The 15,259-nt window shown below is 70.0% G+C and carries 15 protein-coding genes and 2 riboswitches; of the genes, 2 read left to right on the top strand and 13 right to left on the bottom strand.

Annotated elements, in window-relative coordinates; translation table 11 throughout:
* Nucleotides 1–56: 56 nt before the first annotated feature.
* The 7 genes from cobJ to ACE3UA_RS11425 all read right to left on the bottom strand — a co-directional run bounded on the left by cobJ (nucleotide 57) and on the right by ACE3UA_RS11425 (nucleotide 8,297).
* Nucleotides 57–791, bottom strand: a complete 735-nt coding sequence (gene cobJ / locus ACE3UA_RS11455) for a precorrin-3B C(17)-methyltransferase (RefSeq protein ID WP_374645197.1) — start codon at nucleotides 789–791, stop codon at nucleotides 57–59.
* Nucleotides 788–1,522 carry a precorrin-2 C(20)-methyltransferase gene (locus ACE3UA_RS11450; protein WP_374645195.1) on the bottom strand — a complete coding sequence of 245 codons (735 nt, stop codon included), beginning with the start codon at nucleotides 1,520–1,522 and terminating at the stop codon, nucleotides 788–790. The genes cobJ and ACE3UA_RS11450 overlap by 4 nt, the downstream gene beginning before the upstream one ends.
* Nucleotides 1,523–1,524: 2 nt before the next feature.
* Complete coding sequence (locus tag ACE3UA_RS11445) at nucleotides 1,525–2,154, bottom strand: precorrin-8X methylmutase (RefSeq protein ID WP_374645193.1); 630 nt, start codon at nucleotides 2,152–2,154, stop codon at nucleotides 1,525–1,527.
* Nucleotides 2,138–3,328 carry a precorrin-3B synthase gene (gene cobG, locus ACE3UA_RS11440; RefSeq protein WP_374645191.1) on the bottom strand — a complete coding sequence of 397 codons (1,191 nt, stop codon included), beginning with the start codon at nucleotides 3,326–3,328 and terminating at the stop codon, nucleotides 2,138–2,140. Before cobG ends, ACE3UA_RS11445 begins: the two co-directional genes overlap by 17 nt.
* Nucleotides 3,329–3,377: 49 nt before the next feature.
* Nucleotides 3,378–6,800 (bottom strand): cobaltochelatase subunit CobN, encoded by a 3,423-nt coding sequence (gene cobN, locus ACE3UA_RS11435; RefSeq protein WP_374645189.1) that lies wholly within the window; start codon nucleotides 6,798–6,800, stop codon nucleotides 3,378–3,380.
* A gap of 106 nt (nucleotides 6,801–6,906) precedes the next feature.
* On the bottom strand, nucleotides 6,907–7,941 hold the full coding sequence (gene cobW / locus ACE3UA_RS11430; protein ID WP_374645187.1) for a cobalamin biosynthesis protein CobW: 1,035 nt from the start codon (nucleotides 7,939–7,941) through the stop codon (nucleotides 6,907–6,909).
* Complete coding sequence (locus ACE3UA_RS11425) at nucleotides 7,938–8,297, bottom strand: DUF1636 family protein (RefSeq protein WP_374645185.1); 360 nt, start codon at nucleotides 8,295–8,297, stop codon at nucleotides 7,938–7,940. Before ACE3UA_RS11425 ends, cobW begins: the two co-directional genes overlap by 4 nt.
* Before the next feature lie 82 nt (nucleotides 8,298–8,379).
* Nucleotides 8,380–8,582, bottom strand: a riboswitch (cobalamin riboswitch).
* A gap of 37 nt (nucleotides 8,583–8,619) precedes the next feature.
* On the opposite strand from ACE3UA_RS11425, the gene cobO reads away from it, so the two are divergent.
* Together cobO and ACE3UA_RS11415 are read left to right on the top strand one after the other, a co-directional pair.
* Complete coding sequence (gene cobO / locus ACE3UA_RS11420; RefSeq protein WP_374645183.1) at nucleotides 8,620–9,255, top strand: cob(I)yrinic acid a,c-diamide adenosyltransferase; 636 nt, start codon at nucleotides 8,620–8,622, stop codon at nucleotides 9,253–9,255.
* A 97-nt stretch (nucleotides 9,256–9,352) separates the two neighbouring features.
* Nucleotides 9,353–9,496 carry a hypothetical protein gene (locus ACE3UA_RS11415; protein ID WP_374645181.1) on the top strand — a complete coding sequence of 48 codons (144 nt, stop codon included), beginning with the start codon at nucleotides 9,353–9,355 and terminating at the stop codon, nucleotides 9,494–9,496.
* Between the two features lie 52 nt (nucleotides 9,497–9,548).
* Here ACE3UA_RS11415 and ACE3UA_RS11410 read toward each other — a convergent pair whose 3' ends face one another.
* From ACE3UA_RS11410 to ACE3UA_RS11385, 6 genes are all read right to left on the bottom strand, one after another.
* Nucleotides 9,549–10,988, bottom strand: a complete 1,440-nt coding sequence (locus ACE3UA_RS11410) for a cobyric acid synthase (RefSeq protein WP_374645179.1) — start codon at nucleotides 10,986–10,988, stop codon at nucleotides 9,549–9,551.
* Nucleotides 10,985–12,040 carry a FecCD family ABC transporter permease gene (locus ACE3UA_RS11405; protein ID WP_374645177.1) on the bottom strand — a complete coding sequence of 352 codons (1,056 nt, stop codon included), beginning with the start codon at nucleotides 12,038–12,040 and terminating at the stop codon, nucleotides 10,985–10,987. The genes ACE3UA_RS11410 and ACE3UA_RS11405 overlap by 4 nt, the downstream gene beginning before the upstream one ends.
* Before the next feature lie 93 nt (nucleotides 12,041–12,133).
* Nucleotides 12,134–13,063: an ABC transporter substrate-binding protein gene (locus tag ACE3UA_RS11400; protein WP_374645175.1), complete on the bottom strand. Its 930-nt coding sequence runs from the start codon at nucleotides 13,061–13,063 to the stop codon at nucleotides 12,134–12,136.
* Nucleotides 13,064–13,819, bottom strand: coding sequence for an ABC transporter ATP-binding protein (locus ACE3UA_RS11395; RefSeq protein WP_374645307.1), 756 nt, complete (start codon nucleotides 13,817–13,819; stop codon nucleotides 13,064–13,066). It lies immediately after the preceding gene.
* Between the two features lie 16 nt (nucleotides 13,820–13,835).
* The gene (locus ACE3UA_RS11390) at nucleotides 13,836–14,279 is read right to left on the bottom strand and encodes a DUF1636 family protein (protein WP_374645173.1); all 444 of its coding nucleotides are present in this window, start codon (nucleotides 14,277–14,279) and stop codon (nucleotides 13,836–13,838) included.
* A gap of 32 nt (nucleotides 14,280–14,311) precedes the next feature.
* A riboswitch (cobalamin riboswitch) is annotated at nucleotides 14,312–14,527 on the bottom strand.
* A gap of 197 nt (nucleotides 14,528–14,724) precedes the next feature.
* Nucleotides 14,725–15,258, bottom strand: a complete 534-nt coding sequence (locus ACE3UA_RS11385) for a gluconokinase (RefSeq protein ID WP_374645171.1) — start codon at nucleotides 15,256–15,258, stop codon at nucleotides 14,725–14,727.
* Nucleotide 15,259: the final 1 nt, after the last annotated feature.

The raw sequence follows: 15,259 nt of genomic DNA, 5'->3' as shown, positions 1-15,259 counted from the left end.
CTCCTCGCGCGGCGCCTCCGAGGAGGACACGAAGTGAACGACGAGGGGTCGCAGGCTCATTTCGCGCTCCGGGGGGAGTAGACCCAGGGGCCGACGCGACGGGTGGCGGAGTTGCCGACGATGACGACAGTGCGCATGTCCGCCATCTCGGGCGTGGCTTCGCCGAGGGAGACGGTGCTCAGGCGCTGGTCCGGCGTCGAAACCGCGCGGGCGAAGGTGATCAGGCGCTCCGGCCCGCATTCCTGCAGCAGCACGGCCAACGCCTTGGCGAACCCTTCCGGGCGGCTGGCCGAGCGGGGGTTGTAGAAGGCCATCGCGAAATCGGCGCGGGCGGCGTGGCGCAGGCGGGTCTCGATCACCTCCCAGGGCTTCAGGTTGTCGCTCAGGTTGATGCAGCAGAAGTCATGGCCCAGGGGCGCCCCGGCAGCGGCGGCGGCAGCGAGCATCGCGGTGATGCCGGGCAGGACGCGGATGTCCAGCGCCTGCCAGTCCGGGCGGGTCTCCAGCGCCTCGAACACGGCCGAGGCCATCGCGAAGACGCCGGGATCGCCGGAGGAGACGACGACGACGCGCTTGCCCTCGGCGGCCATCTGCAACGCGGCCCGCGCGCGGTCCAGTTCGACACGGTTGTCGGAAGGGTGCAGCACCAGCCCCTCGCGCGGGGCGACGCGGGCGACATAGGGGATGTAGCCGACCACGTCGGTCGCCTGCGCGAGCGCCGCCGAAACCTCGGGCGTCACCAGCCGGTCGTCGCCCGGCCCGAGGCCCGCGATGGCAAGCCAGCCGCTCATTCCGCGATCTCCGGGCGGCGGCCGTGGCCGTGGACCAGGACGATGGCGAAATAGGGCACGTCATGCGGCTCGACCTCGACCAGGCGGGCGACGCGCTGGTTCGGCATGGTGCCGCGTTCCACCAGCCAGGCGCTTTGCAGCCGACCAGCCCGCTCCAGCGCGCGGCGGACGCGGGGCAGGTTGCGCCCGGTCTTCATCACGACCAGCGCATCCGACTGCTGCATGTGGCGGACCAGGTCCTCCTCGGGGAGGGTGCCCATCAGGACGGTCAGCACATCGTCGCCCCAGGTGATCGGCGTATCGGTCGCGGTCCAGCAGCCGGTCATGCCGGTGATGCCGGGGATCACCTCGACCGGGACGCGGCCCTGCAGGCGCGAGTGCAGGTGCATGAAGCTGCCGTAGAAGAAGGGGTCGCCCTCGCAGAGGACCAGCACCTCTTCAGTCGCGGCCAAGGTCGCCAGCCGGTCGGCCCAGTCGTCGTAGAAGCGGGCGAGGGCGTCGGTGTATTCCGGGCTGTCGAAGGGGAGTTCCGTCGTGACCGGATATTCCATCGGATATTCGACGGCCGAGGGCGAAAGCATTCCCTCGACGATCCGCCGTGCCTGGCCGGCGCGGCCCGCCTTGCGGAAATAGGCGACATGGTGCGCGCCGGATATGGCGCGGGCGGCGCGCAAACTCATCAGGTCGGGGTCGCCGGGGCCAAGGCCCGCACAGATCACCTTTCCGGTCATGGTCATTCCTTCCGGCTGGCGAGGGCGTTGACGGCGGCGACGGTGATCGCGCTGCCGCCGAGGCGGCCCTTGACGATCAGGCTGGGCACGGGCGGAGCCTCCATCAGCGCGTCCTTCGACTCGGCCGCGCCGACGAAGCCGACCGGGCAGCCGATGATCGCGGCGGGGCGGGGGCAGGCGGGGTCTTCCAGCATGTTGAGGAGGTGGAACAGCGCGGTGGGCGCGTTGCCGATGGCGACGATGGCCCCGGCGAGATGCGGGCGCCAAAGCTCCAGCGCGGCGGCGGAGCGGGTGTTGGCCATCTCTTTCGCCAGAGCGGGAACCTGCGGGTCATGCAGGGTGCAGATGACGGCGTTGTCCTTCGGCAGGCGGGCGCGGGTGATGCCCTCGCTGACCATGCGGGCGTCGCAGAGGATGGGCGCGCCATCTTCCAGCGCGGCCCGGGCGGCGATGGCCATGCCGGGGGTGAAGCGGATATGCGGCGCAAGCTCGACCATCCCGGCGGCGTGGATCATCCGGACGGCGACGATCTCTTCCTCGGGGGTGAAGCGGGTGAGGTCGGCCTCGGCCCGGATCATGGCGAAGCTTTGCAGATAGATCGCGGCGCCGTCGGTTTCATAGCTGTGGGGCATCGGGGGCTTTCAGGTGGTCAAGGATCGCCTGCGGGGTCAGGCCCGTCAGGCTGGGAGCATCATGGGCGGTGCCATTGCGGATCAGGTCATGGCCCTGGCCGGTGGCGGTGAGGGTAAGGTCCGCCGGGCCGGGATGGGCGCAGCCTTTGGCGCAGCCGGAAAGGTGGAGGGTCCGGCCTGCGGGCAGGTGCGGGGCGAGTTGCCGGGCGAGGTTGCGCGTGTCGCCCAGCGCCTGCGGACAACCCGGCGCGCCGGTGCAGGCGGTGATGCGCAGGATCGGGTCGGTCGGGTCGGTGATCAGGCCGGGGATGGCGGGCATTTCCGTGGCACCGACGATCAGCAGCATCCGCCAGGGGGTCGGGCGGATCTCGTGGCCCAGCGCGGCAAGGGCATGCAGGGTTTCGGCGCGCATCTGGCCGAAGGCGAGGGCGACGAGCGCGCCGTCGGGGTGGAGGCCGGGGGCTGGCGTCGGCAGGGGAGCGGCGGGGGCGGTGGTGCAGCCCGGCGGGATGATGCCCCTGGCGATGAGGGCGGCCATGCGTCCCCTGCCATTGGTGACGCCGCCATTGGCGACGAACCAGCTGGCCATGGCGATGGCGTCGCGGCCGAGGTCGGTCAGGAGTTGGCCGAGCGGGTGGCCTTCGGGACGCAGGATGAGGGTGCCATCGGCGGCGCGTTCAACGCGGATGTCGGCGGAGGCTTGCGTCAGGACCGGGCGCGGGCCGGTGTCGAGCGCGAAGCCGAACTTGCCGGGCAGGCGGGGCATCCGGGAAAGCGCGGCGGTGAGGGCGGCGGCGAGGGTGTCGGTGTCGGCCAAAATTTTTCGTCCGAAAAATTTTCGCTCCCCGGCCTCGGTTTCGCCGTCCCGGAAGGGCGTGACGATCAGGTTGCGCAGCGACTCGGTTGCGATGTCGGGATCGATCAGGCCCTGGGCGTGGAGGTCGTCGATCAGCGGGCCGTGGCTGGCCTCGGTCACGCCGCGCAGTTGCAGGTTGGCGCGGGCGGAGAGGTCGATGATGCCGTTGCCGTGGCTCTGGGCGGCTTGCGCGATGGCCCCGGCCTGCGCGGGGGTGAGGCGCCCCATTGGCGGGCGGATGCGGGTGACGAGGCCATCGCCCGACAGCATCGGGCGCAGGGCGCCGGGGCACCAGCCCTTGATGTCCCAGGCAGTCATGCGACGGTTCCCCGAAGATGAGTATTTGGGCCAAGAGGAAGGTGCAGGGTCATGCCACACCGTCCAGCGTCGCGGCGATGGAATTGCGGCGGGTAAGCCAGAGGCCCGCGTCGCGGAGGCGGCGGAACAGGTCTTCCATCGCGGCGAGGGCGGCGGGGTTCTCGCGGGCGAGGAAATCGCGGACTTCCTCGCGGCCCAAGGTAGCCTCGTGGTAAAGGTCGAAGAGGTGCGGCGGCACCACCTGGGCGAGATGGGCGAAGGCGGCCATGTGGTCGAGGGTGGCGGCGATCTCCGCCCCTCCGCGGAAGCCGTGGTTCATCATGCCCGTGGCCCAGTCGGGGTTGGCGGCGCGGGCGCGGGTGACGCGGGCGATTTCCTCGGTCAGGGTGCGGGCATGGGGGCTGTCGGGGCGGGTGGCGTCGAGGTGGTAGAGCGTGGGTTTCGTGCCGCCGAGTTTCGCCACGGCGGCGGCAAAGCCTGCCTCGTGCGCAGCATAGTCGGCGGCGATGAGGACGTCGGTTTCGGGCAGATCCTGGGCATGGACGAAGGCTTCGGCGGCGAGGACGCGGCTTTCCAGTTCTGCCCGGGCTTCGTTCGATTGGCCATCCGCGCCGATCGCCCAGCTTGAGGCGTTCAGCCAGGCCTCCCCTGCGGCGGCGCGGGCCTCGTCGGTGAAAGTATCGGCGGCGGTGCCCATGCCAAGGCCGTAGAGGCCGGGCCTGGGGCCGAAGACCCGTGCGGCCCTGGTCGTGTAGGGGTTGTCCTCGGGGCTTTCCTCGCGGCTGGCAAGCGCCTCGGCCCCGGCTTCGAAAAGTTGCGCAAGACCGGGGAACACGTCGCGGAAAAGGCCGGAGACGCGGAGGGTGACGTCGATCCTGGGCCGTCCAAGGAGGGCGAGGGGCAGGATCTCGAAACCGGAGACGCGGGCGGAGCCGTCGTCCCATTTCGGCGAAAGGCCCGCGAGGTGGAGGGCCATTGCGAATTCCTCGCCTGCCGTGCGCATGGTGGCGCTGCCCCAGAGGTCGACCACCAGCCCGCGGGGATAGTCGCCGTGGTCCTGCAGATGGCGGCGGATCAGCTCCTCGGCCAGTTTCACGCCCTGGGCATGGGCGTTGCGCGAGGGGACGGCACGGGGATCGACGGAGAAGAGGTTCCGGCCGGTGGGAAGCACGTCGCTGCGGCCCCGGTTGGGCGAGCCTGCGGGGCCGGGGGCGACCTTCAGGCCGTTCAGGGCGATGAGGAGGCCGTCACGTTCCCCTGCCCCGTTGCCGAAGATGTGCAGGCCTTGGCCGAACTGGCTTTCCTTCAGGTCGCAGACGAAGCGGTCGATCCGCGTGATCGCTTCGGCGGGGGTGGCATTGGCCGAAAGCCCGAGGTCGGCCGCGACGCCGGAGGCAGAGGCCTCGTCGCGGATGCTGGAGATGAGACGGGCGCGGCGGGCGGGGTCGAGGCCGTCGGCGGTGGAATATTCGTCGAGCAGGCGTTCGAGGCGGAGAAGCTCGGGCGGCACGGCGCTGGCCTGCATCGGCGGGGGCAAATGGCCCAGGGTGACCGCGCCGATGCGGCGCTTGGCCTGGGCGGCCTCGCCGGGGTCGTTGACGATGAAGGGGTAGATGACCGGCAGGGGGCCGATCAGCGCCTCGGGCCAGCAGGTTTCCGACAGGGCGACGGATTTGCCGGGCAGCCATTCCAGCGTGCCGTGCGCGCCCATGTGGATCAGGGCGTGGAGGCCTTGGGCGCGGAGCCAGAGATAAAAGGCGACATAGGCATGGCGCGGGGTGCGGGAGAGGTCGTGGTAGTCGCTGTCGCGGGTCTGGACCTCGCCGCGTTCGGGTTGCAGGGCGACCAGCACGTTGCCGCGCCGGGTGGCCGGCAAGTGGAAGGCGCCGTCCTTCACCGAAGGGTCGGAGGCGGGGCTGCCCCAGGCTTGGGCAAGGTCGTCGCGAAGGGCTTCGGGCAGGCTTGCGAGGGCGGCCTGATAGGCGGCAAGTGGCCAGGTGAGGGTTTCGGTCAGCGCCTGCGGCAGGGGCGTGCCTTCAGTGGTGCCATAGCCCTCGGCGGCAAGGGTGCTGAGCAGCGCCTCGGTCGAGGCCAGCGCGTCGAGGCCGACGGCATGGGCCATCTGGTGCGCCCGGCCAGGATAGGTGGAGAGGATGACGGCCAACTGCCGCTCGGCCGCCGGGGTGGCGGCGAGGCGGTGCCAGTGCTTCACGCGATCGACCACGGCCTTGACGCGGCCCGGATCGGCGCGGTGAGCGAAACGGGAAAACTGCAGTTCGGGGTGGCGCCTGCCCGGGGACTTGTGGCTGATCAGGCCGGCGAGGATGCGGCCGTCGACCTCGGGCAGGACGACATGCATGGCAAGATCGGCGGGCGAAAGGCCCCGGTCGGAGGCCAGCCAGTCGCGGCGGCGGGCGGTGGAGAGGGCGACCTGGAACACCGGGCAGGCGGCGGCGTCGAAGGGGGTGGAGCCGTCGTCGGCGCGGGCCGAGAAGGCGGTGGCGTTGATGATGGCCACCGGCGGATTCTGCACCAGCTGGGCCGAGAGCCAATCGGCGACGCCGGGGGCCTTGAGGCTGGGGGCGAAGGCGCCATGGGCCGCGAAACCCTCGGCGCGCAGGGCGTGGATCAGCGCGTCGACCGGGTCGGTGTCGCCCGAGGTGAGGTAGCTGCGGTAGAAGGTGACGAGGACCGGGCCCTTGGGCTGCGTCCCCCCCTTCCCATCCCTTCCCCACGTTGGGGGTAGGGAGGCACGGGTGGAGGTGTCGGAATGATTCTCAGGCGCCGCCGTGGAGAAACCCCGTCCCGGACTTGATCCGGGACCTCCATATGCGAGGGGTGCGCCGGTGGCTGGCAGAGGTCCCGGATCAAGTCCGGGACGGGTAGTCTCTGGGGCCGGGATCACGCCAAGCTCGGGGTCGTAGAATCCCATCTGCGGCACGGTCTTGTCGCCGGTGACGGGCGCCACGTAGATGCCGGCCGCCAGCGCCAGTTGCGCCAGTGCGGCATGGGCGGCGACCGCGCCCCCCTCGTCGCACAGCGCCTGCAAGCGGCGCAGGGTGGAAACAGGCAGCGTGGAAAGCTGGTCGAGGCGTGGATCGGGGCGGCCGTCGGCGGGTAGGATCGCCAGCGCAGTGCCCTGGCGGCGGGCGAGGTCCTGCAACGTGGCGAGACCGTAGGGCCAGTAGGCCTCGCCCCCGATCAGGCGGACGAGGATGGCCTTCGCGCCGGAGAGGGTGCGTTCGACATAGGTGTCGATAGAGATCGGGTGCTTCAGCGCGACGATATTGGCAAGACGCAAGGCAGGATGGGCGATACCACCCGCCTTGCGCAGGCGCTCATATCCCGCCGCAAAGGCGCCGAGGTCGCTGTCGGACAGGGAAAGCACCACCAGATCGGCCGGGTCCTGGGCCAGGTCGAACGGGGTTTCGGTTTCCTCGAGCCCGTGGCTCTCGCGGAAGACGACGTGCATGGGTCACATCCTCCGGAAGAAGGCATCCCCCCACCCCCGCCCTCCCCCACGGCGGGGGGAGGGTGGCGCCAGGCGGCCAGGGGTGGGGAAAAGGCGGATCACGGCGTCAGGCCCCCAGGACCTTGCGGATCGCGGAATCGTCGATGTCGTCATGCTCGGCGATCACCACCAGTTGCGATCGGCGCGGCGCGGTGCCCCAGGGCTTGTCGAACTGCATCCGCACCCGGTCGCCGACCGCCTGGACCAGCAGGCGCAGGGGCTTGCCCGCGACCGCGACATGGCCCTTGACGCGCAGGACCCGCTGCTCGCGCGCAAGGCGCTGGATGGCGGCGGCCAGGGTCTCGGGGTCGGCGATCTCGGGCAGGTCGATGACCACGCTGTCGAAATCGTCATGCTCGTGATCGTCGGCCCCGTCATGATGCGAGGGGCGCGCGGCAAGGTCGTCCTCGGCGGCGGCGGCAAGGCCCAGGACGACGCGGGGGTCGATGACGCCTTCGGTCATCGGCAGCATCGGGACCGGCCGGTTCAGCTCGGCCGCGATGACTTCCCTGGCGGCGGCGAGGCCCGCGTCCCCGGCGAGGTCGGCTTTCGACAGCAGGATCAGGTCGGCGCAGAGGATCTGGTCCTCGAAGACCTCGGATAGCGGGGTTTCGTGGTCCAGGCTGGGGTCGGCGGCGCGTTGGGCCTCGACCGCCTCGACATCGGGGGCGAAGCGGCCCGCCGCCACCGCCTCGGCATCGGCCAAAGCGATCACGCCGTCCACGGTGATGCGCGACCGGATCGCGGGCCAGTCGAAGGCTTTCAGCAGGGGCTTCGGCAGGGCCAGGCCCGAGGTCTCGATCAGGATATGGTCCGGGCGCTGCGGCATGGCCATCAGGCTTTCGATCGTCGGGATGAAGTCATCGGCGACGGTGCAGCAGATGCAGCCGTTGGCAAGTTCGACGATGTTCTCGACCGGGCAATTCTCGTCGGCGCAGGACTTCAGGATGTCGCCGTCGACGCCCACGGTGCCGAACTCGTTCACCAGGATCGCCAGGCGCTTGCCCTGCGGGTTCTGCATCAGGTGGCGGATCAGCGTGGTCTTGCCCGATCCGAGGAAGCCGGTGATCACGGTCACGGGGATTTTGGTCAGGTCGGTCATGGGGCCTCCAGGGGCGGGATGCGCGCGATGCTTTGCTTGCGGAAGACAGTCGGACGATCGCGCCAGGGGACGATTCCGTCCGGGCTGGCCGCGTATTTCCCTGCGCCATCCAGGATCGCGGAGACGTCGTCAAGGGTGAGGCGGCCGTAGACATAGGCCCAGGCGCCGGGCTTGGACAGCGAGACGGCGCAGCCGGTGTTGCAGGCGGACAGGCACTCGACCCCGACGATGCGGACGCCCTCGGGCAGCGCGGCGGCCGTCAGCGCGGCATGCAGCCTCGCGCCGGGGGGCACATCGCCCTCGGGCACCGGCTCGCCGGCCTTGCAGGTGGTGCAGACATGTAGGGTCGCGCCCATTGCAGCCTTCCAGTGGCGTCGGGGGGCATGGGCCAGCAAAGGCGTCGGTCGCCTTTACCCGGTCGCGGTCCACCCCGTCCGCCGGTTCATCCTTTGCGCTGGCAGGTCTCCCGGCTTGCGGATACGGGGCTTGCCCCACGGCCCCCGCCTTCCCGACCCCGGCGGGTCAGTGGCCATGGAACCTCTCCGGTCACGGTCGCGGGGGCGGCTGCTTGGGGTCGTTTCCGACCTGTCACATTCCCTCTTCGCCTGTCATAAACAGGAACCAGCGCAAGGTTCACCTGAGCCATGCACCCCCCTCTTGTCAAGGACGCGACCGACCATGACCGAAGCTGATGCGACACAGGACACCGAAGCCGAGCTGGCCCGGCATGCGCAGAAGATGGCCAAGAAGAAGGCCGCGCGGGACAAGATCATGGCCGGGAAGGAAGGCGAGAAGGGGCTGATCATCGTCCATACCGGCGCGGGAAAGGGCAAATCCTCGTCCGGATTCGGGATGATCCTGCGCTGCATCGCGCATGAGATGCCCTGCGCGGTGGTGCAGTTCATCAAGGGGGCCTGGGATACGGGCGAGCGGCGGCTGATCACCACCCATTTCAGCGATCTTTGCGAGTTCCACGCGATGGGCGAGGGCTTCACCTGGGAGACGCAGGACAAGACCCGCGACATCGCCGCCGCAAGGGCGGGATGGGAGAAGGCGAAGGAACTGATCCGGAACCCGGAGATCAGGATGGTGTTGTTGGACGAGATCAACATCGCCCTGCGGTATGACTACCTGGATATCGGCGAGGTGCTGGACTTCCTGAAGACCGAGAAGCCGCCCCTGACCCATGTGGTCCTGACCGGGCGGAATGCGAAGGAGGAACTGATCGAGGCGGCGGATCTGGTGACCGAGATGACGCTGGTCAAACATCCGTTCCGCTCGGGGGTCAAGGGGCAACCGGGGGTGGAGTTCTGAGGCTGTCCAGTGTGGACAGAAATTCAGCCTTAGCGAAATCAATGGGTTGGGCGCGGGCATTAACCTTTTGGCAAGATCTGGTCGAGGAGGGATCGCAATGCGGAAGACGGGTCTGGGGGTGGTCATGGCGCTGGTGACGCTGGCGACGGCGGCCTGTGCGCCGCTGGTCGTGGGCGGGGCGGCCGCAGTGGTCGCGGATGAGGCGATCGAGCAGGAAAAGGGCGGCGACGGGCTGTTCTGAGCATTGGAGCAGGGTGGGCGATATTGCCCACCCTACGCCTGCGCCGGGCGATCTAGGCCAGGGCCAGCAGGCGCCGGCTGTCGACATGACCTGCCAGGTGGTCGGCCAGGGCGTCCAGCGTTTCCTCGACCGTCCGGTCGTAGCTCTCGGTCCCCGGCCGGGCACCAAGACCGGCGAGGAAGGCGCGGCGGAAGGCGTCCTCGGTGAACATGCCGTGCAGGTAGCTGCCCATCACCCGGCCATCGGCGCGGATCGCGCCTTCGGGCTGGCCCGCGACGGTGAACATCGGGAGGGCGCGATCGGGGCCGGAGGTCGCGCCGAGGTGGATCTCGTAGCCGCGGACGCGGGTGCCTGAGGCAGGGTGCAGCGCCTCGGTCTCGGTCACGCGCTTGTCGGGGGTCATGGTGGTGGCGAGGTCGAGAAGGCCAAGACCGGGGACGGAGCCCGGCTTGCCCTCGATTCCCAGGGGGTCGGCGATCTCGCGCCCCAGCATCTGGTAGCCGCCGCAGAGGCCGAGAACCCGCGCGCCCCGGCGCAGGGCGGCGGCAAGGTCGATGTCCCAGCCTTCCGCGCGGAAATGCGCGAGGTCGGCGATGGTGGCCTTGGACCCCGGCAGGATGATCAGGTCGGCCTCGACCGGCAGGGGCTGGCCGGGCTTGACGATCCGCAGCGTCACACCGGGTTCCTGCGCCAGGGGATCGAGGTCGTCGAAATTGGCGATGCGGTTCAGGTGCGGGACGGCGATCAGGAACTCCCCTGTCCCGCGCGTGCCGCCCAGATCGGCGGCATCCTCGGCGGGCAGGCGGTGGGCGTGGGGGAACCAGGGGACGGTGCCGAGGCCGGGCCAGCCGGTGCGGTCCTCGATCAGGCGATAGCCGTCGTCGAAGAGGCGCGGATCGCCACGGAACTTGTTGATCAGGAAACCGCGGATCATGGCCGCATCGGCGGGGTCAAGGACGGCCTGGGTGCCGACAAGCTGCGCGATCACCCCGCCGCGGTCGATGTCCCCCGTCAGGATCACCGGCACGTCGGCGGCGCGGGCGAAACCCATGTTGGCGATGTCGCCCTGGCGCAGGTTGACCTCGGCCGGGCTGCCGGCGCCCTCGACGATGACGAGGTCGGCCTGCGTTTGCAGCCGGCGGAAGCTGTCGAGGACCGGGGCCATCAGTTGCGGCTTCAGCGCGGCATAGTCGCGGGCCTTGACGGTGGTCAGGCGCTGGCCCTGCACGATGACCTGCGCCCCGGTTTCGGATTCGGGCTTGAGCAGCACGGGGTTCATGTCGACATGCGGCGCGACCCCGCAGGCGCGGGCCTGCAGGGCCTGGGCGCGGCCGATCTCGCCCCCGGTGGCGACGGCGGCGTTGTTCGACATGTTCTGCGGCTTGAAGGGCCGGACCGTCAGGCCCTGACGGGTGTAGAGGCGGCAGAGGCCGGCCACCAGCATCGACTTGCCGACATTCGAGCCGGCCCCCTGGATCATGATGCGTTTCACGGCTTGCGCGCCATCAGCACGAGGAAGAACACCCCGCCGACAAGGCCGGTGACGACGCCGATCGGCATGTCCTCGGGCGCCATGACGATGCGGGCGACGGTATCGGCGGCGACGAGGAAGATCGCCCCGGTCAGGGCCGCGAGCGGCAGGACGCGGGTGTTGTCGCCGCCCACGGCGAAGCGGACGAGATGCGGCATCATCAGCCCGACAAAGCCGATGAGGCCGGAGAAGGCGACCATGACGCCGGTGATCAGCGCGCCCACGACGAAGACCGACAGGCGGAAGCGGGCGACGGGAATGCCGAGCGAGGCGGCGGTCTCGTCGCCGAGGCTCATGGCGTTGAGGGCGGGGCCCTGGCTCCAGAGCCAGAGGCCGGCGGGGAGAAGGACGGCGAGGGGGTAGACGAGATGCGACCACTGGGCCAGGCCGAGGCCGCCGAGCATCCAGAAGACGACGGTATGGGTGGCCTTGGGATCGCCGAGGAAGATCAGGATGTTGGCCCCGGCCATGATGATGAAGCTGACCGCGACGCCCGCCAGGACCAGGCGGTCGGCCGAGGTGGCCCCGGTGACGCGGGCGACCATCAGGACGAGGACCGTCGCGGCCAGGGCTCCGCCGAAGGCCATGAGCGGGACGGTGAGAAGGCCGAGGAACAGGCCGGTGTGCAGGAGTGCGGCGATGGCGCCGAAGGCCCCGCCGGAGGAGATGCCGAGCAGATGCGGGTCGGCCAGCGGGTTGCGGGTGACGGATTGCAGCGCGGCCCCGGTGATGCCGAGGCCCGCGCCGACCAGCGCCGCGAGAAGGGCGCGGGGAAAGCGGATGTCCCAGACGATGGCCTCGCGCCCCTGCGCCCAGTCGGGGGTGACGAGACCGGGGCTGAGGTGGTTGGCCAGCACGCCCCAGACGGTCGCAAGGGGGATGGGCACCGCGCCGACCGTGACGGCAAGAAGGATGGCAAGCAGAAGGATCCCGCCGCCGCCCAGCACGATACCGGCGCCGCGCGTGAGGCGCAGGGCGGAACGGGCGGGGGTGGCGAGCGGGGTTTCGGTCATGTCAATGCTCGTCGATGCACTTCGTGCACTCCTCGCGGGCGTCCCTGCGCCAGCGAGGAGCGGCGAAGCCATGCGATGGGCTTTGCTGCGGCATCATTTCCCCCGGAAGCCCGCCACCAGCTTTTTCACCGCGCGGATGTTGCGCGGGCCGGGCGTGGCCTCGACATATTCCAGCACCACATAGCGGTCATTCTTCACCGCGTCGACAGCGGCGAAGGCGGGGTTGCCCTCCAGGAAGGCGATCTTCTGCTCGGCCGTCACGTCGCCGTAGTTGACGATGACGATGACCTCGGGGTTCCTCTCCACCACGGCCTCCCAGGTGACGGTGGCCCAGCTTTTCTGCAGGTCGTCCATGACGTTCACGCCGCCCGCCGCCTCGATCAGGGCGGTCGGCATGGCATAGGCGCCGGCGGTGAAGGGGCTTTCCTCGCCCGAGTCATAGACGAAGACCCGCGGGGGCGTGGCCCGGTCGATGCCTGCGGTGGCTTCGGCCAGCTCGGCCTCGTAGGCGGCGACCAGCGCCTTGGCCTGCTCCTCGACGCCGAAGATCGCGCCGAGGTTCAGAAGGTCGGCATACATGTCCTGCATCGAGCTGCGCGGCTTGTCGCCGACATGGATGCAGCTTTCGGTCAGCTCGTAGGTCTTGATGCCCAGGGGTTCCAGCGTCTCGGGCGTGACCTCGCCGCCGACCTTCATGCCATAGTTCCAGCCGGCGAAGAAGAAATCGGGCTCGGCCCCCAGCAGCACCTCGCGGGTGGGATATTGCGCCGAAAGCTCCGGCAGTTCCTCGATCCCGGCGCGAAGCTCCTCGTCCAGGGTCTTCCAGCCCGAGACGCCGGTATAGCCGACCATCCGGTCGCGCAGGCCGAGCGCCAGCATCATCTCGACCAGGTTCACGTCATTGGCGATGGCGCGGGCCGGGGGGGCGTCGAAGGTCACCTCGCGGTTGCAGCTTTGCACCGTGACCGGGAAGGCCAGGGCGGGCCCGGCGGAGAGCAGGAGAGCGAGAAGGGCGAGTTTCATTTACAGATCCAGTTGGAAGGAAAAACGCGGGCTGCCGCCCGAGCGGTCGATTCGGGTGGCGACGCGGAAGGCCTGGGCGATGGTGGCCTCGGTCAGGGCCTCCTCGGGGGGCGCGTCGGCGATCACGCGGCCCTGGTCCAGGATCAGCACCCGGTCGGCGAAGTCCGCCGCCAGGGTCAGGTCGTGCAAGGTGCAGACCACGGCCAGGCCGAGACCGCGAAGGAGGCGCAGGAGTTCCAGCTGATGCCGGATGTCCAGGTGGTTCGTCGGCTCGTCCAGCACCAGGATGCGGGGTTCCTGCGCCAGGGCGCGGGCGACCATGACGCGCTGGCGCTCGCCGCCCGAAAGCGTGCCGAAGCGGCGGTCGGCCAGGTGGCCAAGGTCCATCCGGACCAGCGCGGCGTCGGTGACCGCCTTGTCGCGCGCGCCCGGCCCCATGCCCTGGCGGTGCGGCAGGCGGCCCAGCGCCACGATCTCGCGGCAGGTCAGGGCGAAATCGGTCGGCTGTTCCTGCAACACGGCGGCGACGATCCGGGCCGCCTCGCGCGCGGGGCGGAGCCAGAGGTCGCGGCCCTCGACGATCACCGACCCCGAGAGGGGCGCCTGATGGCGGTAAAGCAGCCGGAGAAGCGAGGATTTCCCCGCGCCGTTCGCACCGCAGACGGCCAGGACCTCGCCTTCGGAAAGGGTGAAGGAAATGTCGTGCAGGATCGCGGGCGCCCGCTTCGGCCCCCAGCTTACCCCCCGCACCTCCATCACATGGGTCACTGGATCACCCCTCGCGGGTCACGATCATCGCGGCGGGAATGCGGGCCAGCGTGGCGTCGCAGAGATGCCGGGGCAGCGCCTTGCCGGACATCCAGCCATCCTCGCGCGCGGCGTAGAGCCGGGCGAATTCGATCAGCTCATCCAGCGGCTGGTCGGGGTCGATGTCGCCGAACAGCCAGGTCGCCTTGCCGGTCGCGCGCCAGCCCACCACGCAGGGTTCGCCATGCGCGGGCACGCAGCCCGCAAGGCAGGCGGTGCCCGAGACCTCGAACGCATCGCCGAGACCCGCCGAGGCGATCGCTGCCCGCAACTTCTTCAGCAGGGCGAAACCCGGCTTGCAGTCCTGGCCCTTGTGCTTGCAGGCCTTGCAGACCAGGATCTGATGCGGCGCGGTCTGCGCCACGGAATAGGGGGGTGAGGCCAGGGGCCCCGTCGACTTGCCGTCCATCGAAATCTCCATCCCGGGACACCCCGCCCGGCTGCGGTCACCTCTTCGATGGCAGGTCTCCTGACTTCGCGGGTCGCCGCTTCCCCCACCTTCCCGGCCGGTCGGCCAGTGGCATGAGGGGGGTCGCTCGCCGCTTACAGTTGCGGGGGCAGTCGGGGATTTGGCGGCTGTTGCCTACACCTCACCCCATTCCCTTTTCACCCGGCCGCACTTCTGACTGGCCGGGAACCATCCGGGACAGGAGTGCGCCCAATCGCCCGCCGGTTCAAGACCGAAAGCGACGCCCTGACTACAAGAGACGGCAGGGGGTTCGTCCTGGCGGAATACTCTCGGGGTATGCCAGCGGTTTCGCCATCGGTCCGAGGAACCGCTGGCATGGGGGACGAAAGCGCGACAGGAAAGGCCGCGCGCAGCACCCGTTCCGGCAGTCGTCCCGACCCGGACGTCAGGACAGGCGGGACAGGATGGTTTCGACCAGCTCCGGCAGGCCGAGGGCGATATCCACCGTGATCGCCTCTTCCGGCCCCGGCGGCTCCAGCGCCGCGAACTGGCTTTCGAGAAGCGCAAGCGGCATGTAATGCCCGGACCGCGCCGCCATCCGCGCGGCGATCAGCGCCCGGCTGCCCGAAAGATGGACAAAGGTCACCGGCCCCCCTGCCCCGGCCCGGATCCGGTCGCGGTAGGCCCGTTTCAGCGCCGAGCAGCCGAGGATCACCGGAGCCCGGTCGCGCAGCACCTGCGCCACCCGGTCCAGCCAGGGCCAGCGGTCGTCGTCCGTCAGCGGCACGCCGGCGCGCATCTTCGCCACCGCTTGTCGGGAATGCAGCGCGTCGCCCTCGACATAGGGGATGCCCAGCCGGGCCGACAGGGCCGCCCCGACCGAGGACTTGCCGCAGCCGGAAACGCCCATGACGACCAGCCGCCTCGTCCCGCCGCCCGCCGTGGCGGAAGGGTCGGGCAGAGGCGGCGGCGCCGTCACC

This window comes from Tabrizicola sp. (assembly GCF_041919135.1).
Taxonomy (GTDB): domain Bacteria; phylum Pseudomonadota; class Alphaproteobacteria; order Rhodobacterales; family Rhodobacteraceae; genus Tabrizicola.
The sequence above is the reverse complement of the archived record's forward strand: the minus strand, read 5'-3'. Positions and strand labels throughout refer to the sequence as shown.

Bases quoted from the DNA above. Each gene is read 5' to 3' on its own strand.
- cobN (WP_374645189.1), bottom strand. From the start codon at position 6,800: ATGCACGTCGTCTTCCGCGAGAGCCACGGGCTCGAGGAAACCGAAACC.
- ACE3UA_RS11425 (WP_374645185.1), bottom strand. From the start codon at position 8,297: ATGGGCGCGACCCTACATGTCTGCACCACCTGCAAGGCCGGCGAGCCG.
- ACE3UA_RS11395 (WP_374645307.1), bottom strand. From the start codon at position 13,819: ATGGAGGTGCGGGGGGTAAGCTGGGGGCCGAAGCGGGCGCCCGCGATC.
- ACE3UA_RS11400 (WP_374645175.1), bottom strand. From the start codon at position 13,063: ATGAAACTCGCCCTTCTCGCTCTCCTGCTCTCCGCCGGGCCCGCCCTG.
- ACE3UA_RS11415 (WP_374645181.1), top strand. From the start codon at position 9,353: ATGCGGAAGACGGGTCTGGGGGTGGTCATGGCGCTGGTGACGCTGGCG.
- cobO (WP_374645183.1), top strand. From the start codon at position 8,620: ATGACCGAAGCTGATGCGACACAGGACACCGAAGCCGAGCTGGCCCGG.
- ACE3UA_RS11390 (WP_374645173.1), bottom strand. From the start codon at position 14,279: ATGGACGGCAAGTCGACGGGGCCCCTGGCCTCACCCCCCTATTCCGTG.
- ACE3UA_RS11445 (WP_374645193.1), bottom strand. From the start codon at position 2,154: ATGCCCCACAGCTATGAAACCGACGGCGCCGCGATCTATCTGCAAAGC.
- ACE3UA_RS11405 (WP_374645177.1), bottom strand. From the start codon at position 12,040: ATGACCGAAACCCCGCTCGCCACCCCCGCCCGTTCCGCCCTGCGCCTC.
- cobW (WP_374645187.1), bottom strand. From the start codon at position 7,941: ATGACCGACCTGACCAAAATCCCCGTGACCGTGATCACCGGCTTCCTC.
- cobG (WP_374645191.1), bottom strand. From the start codon at position 3,328: ATGACTGCCTGGGACATCAAGGGCTGGTGCCCCGGCGCCCTGCGCCCG.
- ACE3UA_RS11450 (WP_374645195.1), bottom strand. From the start codon at position 1,522: ATGACCGGAAAGGTGATCTGTGCGGGCCTTGGCCCCGGCGACCCCGAC.
- cobJ (WP_374645197.1), bottom strand. From the start codon at position 791: ATGAGCGGCTGGCTTGCCATCGCGGGCCTCGGGCCGGGCGACGACCGG.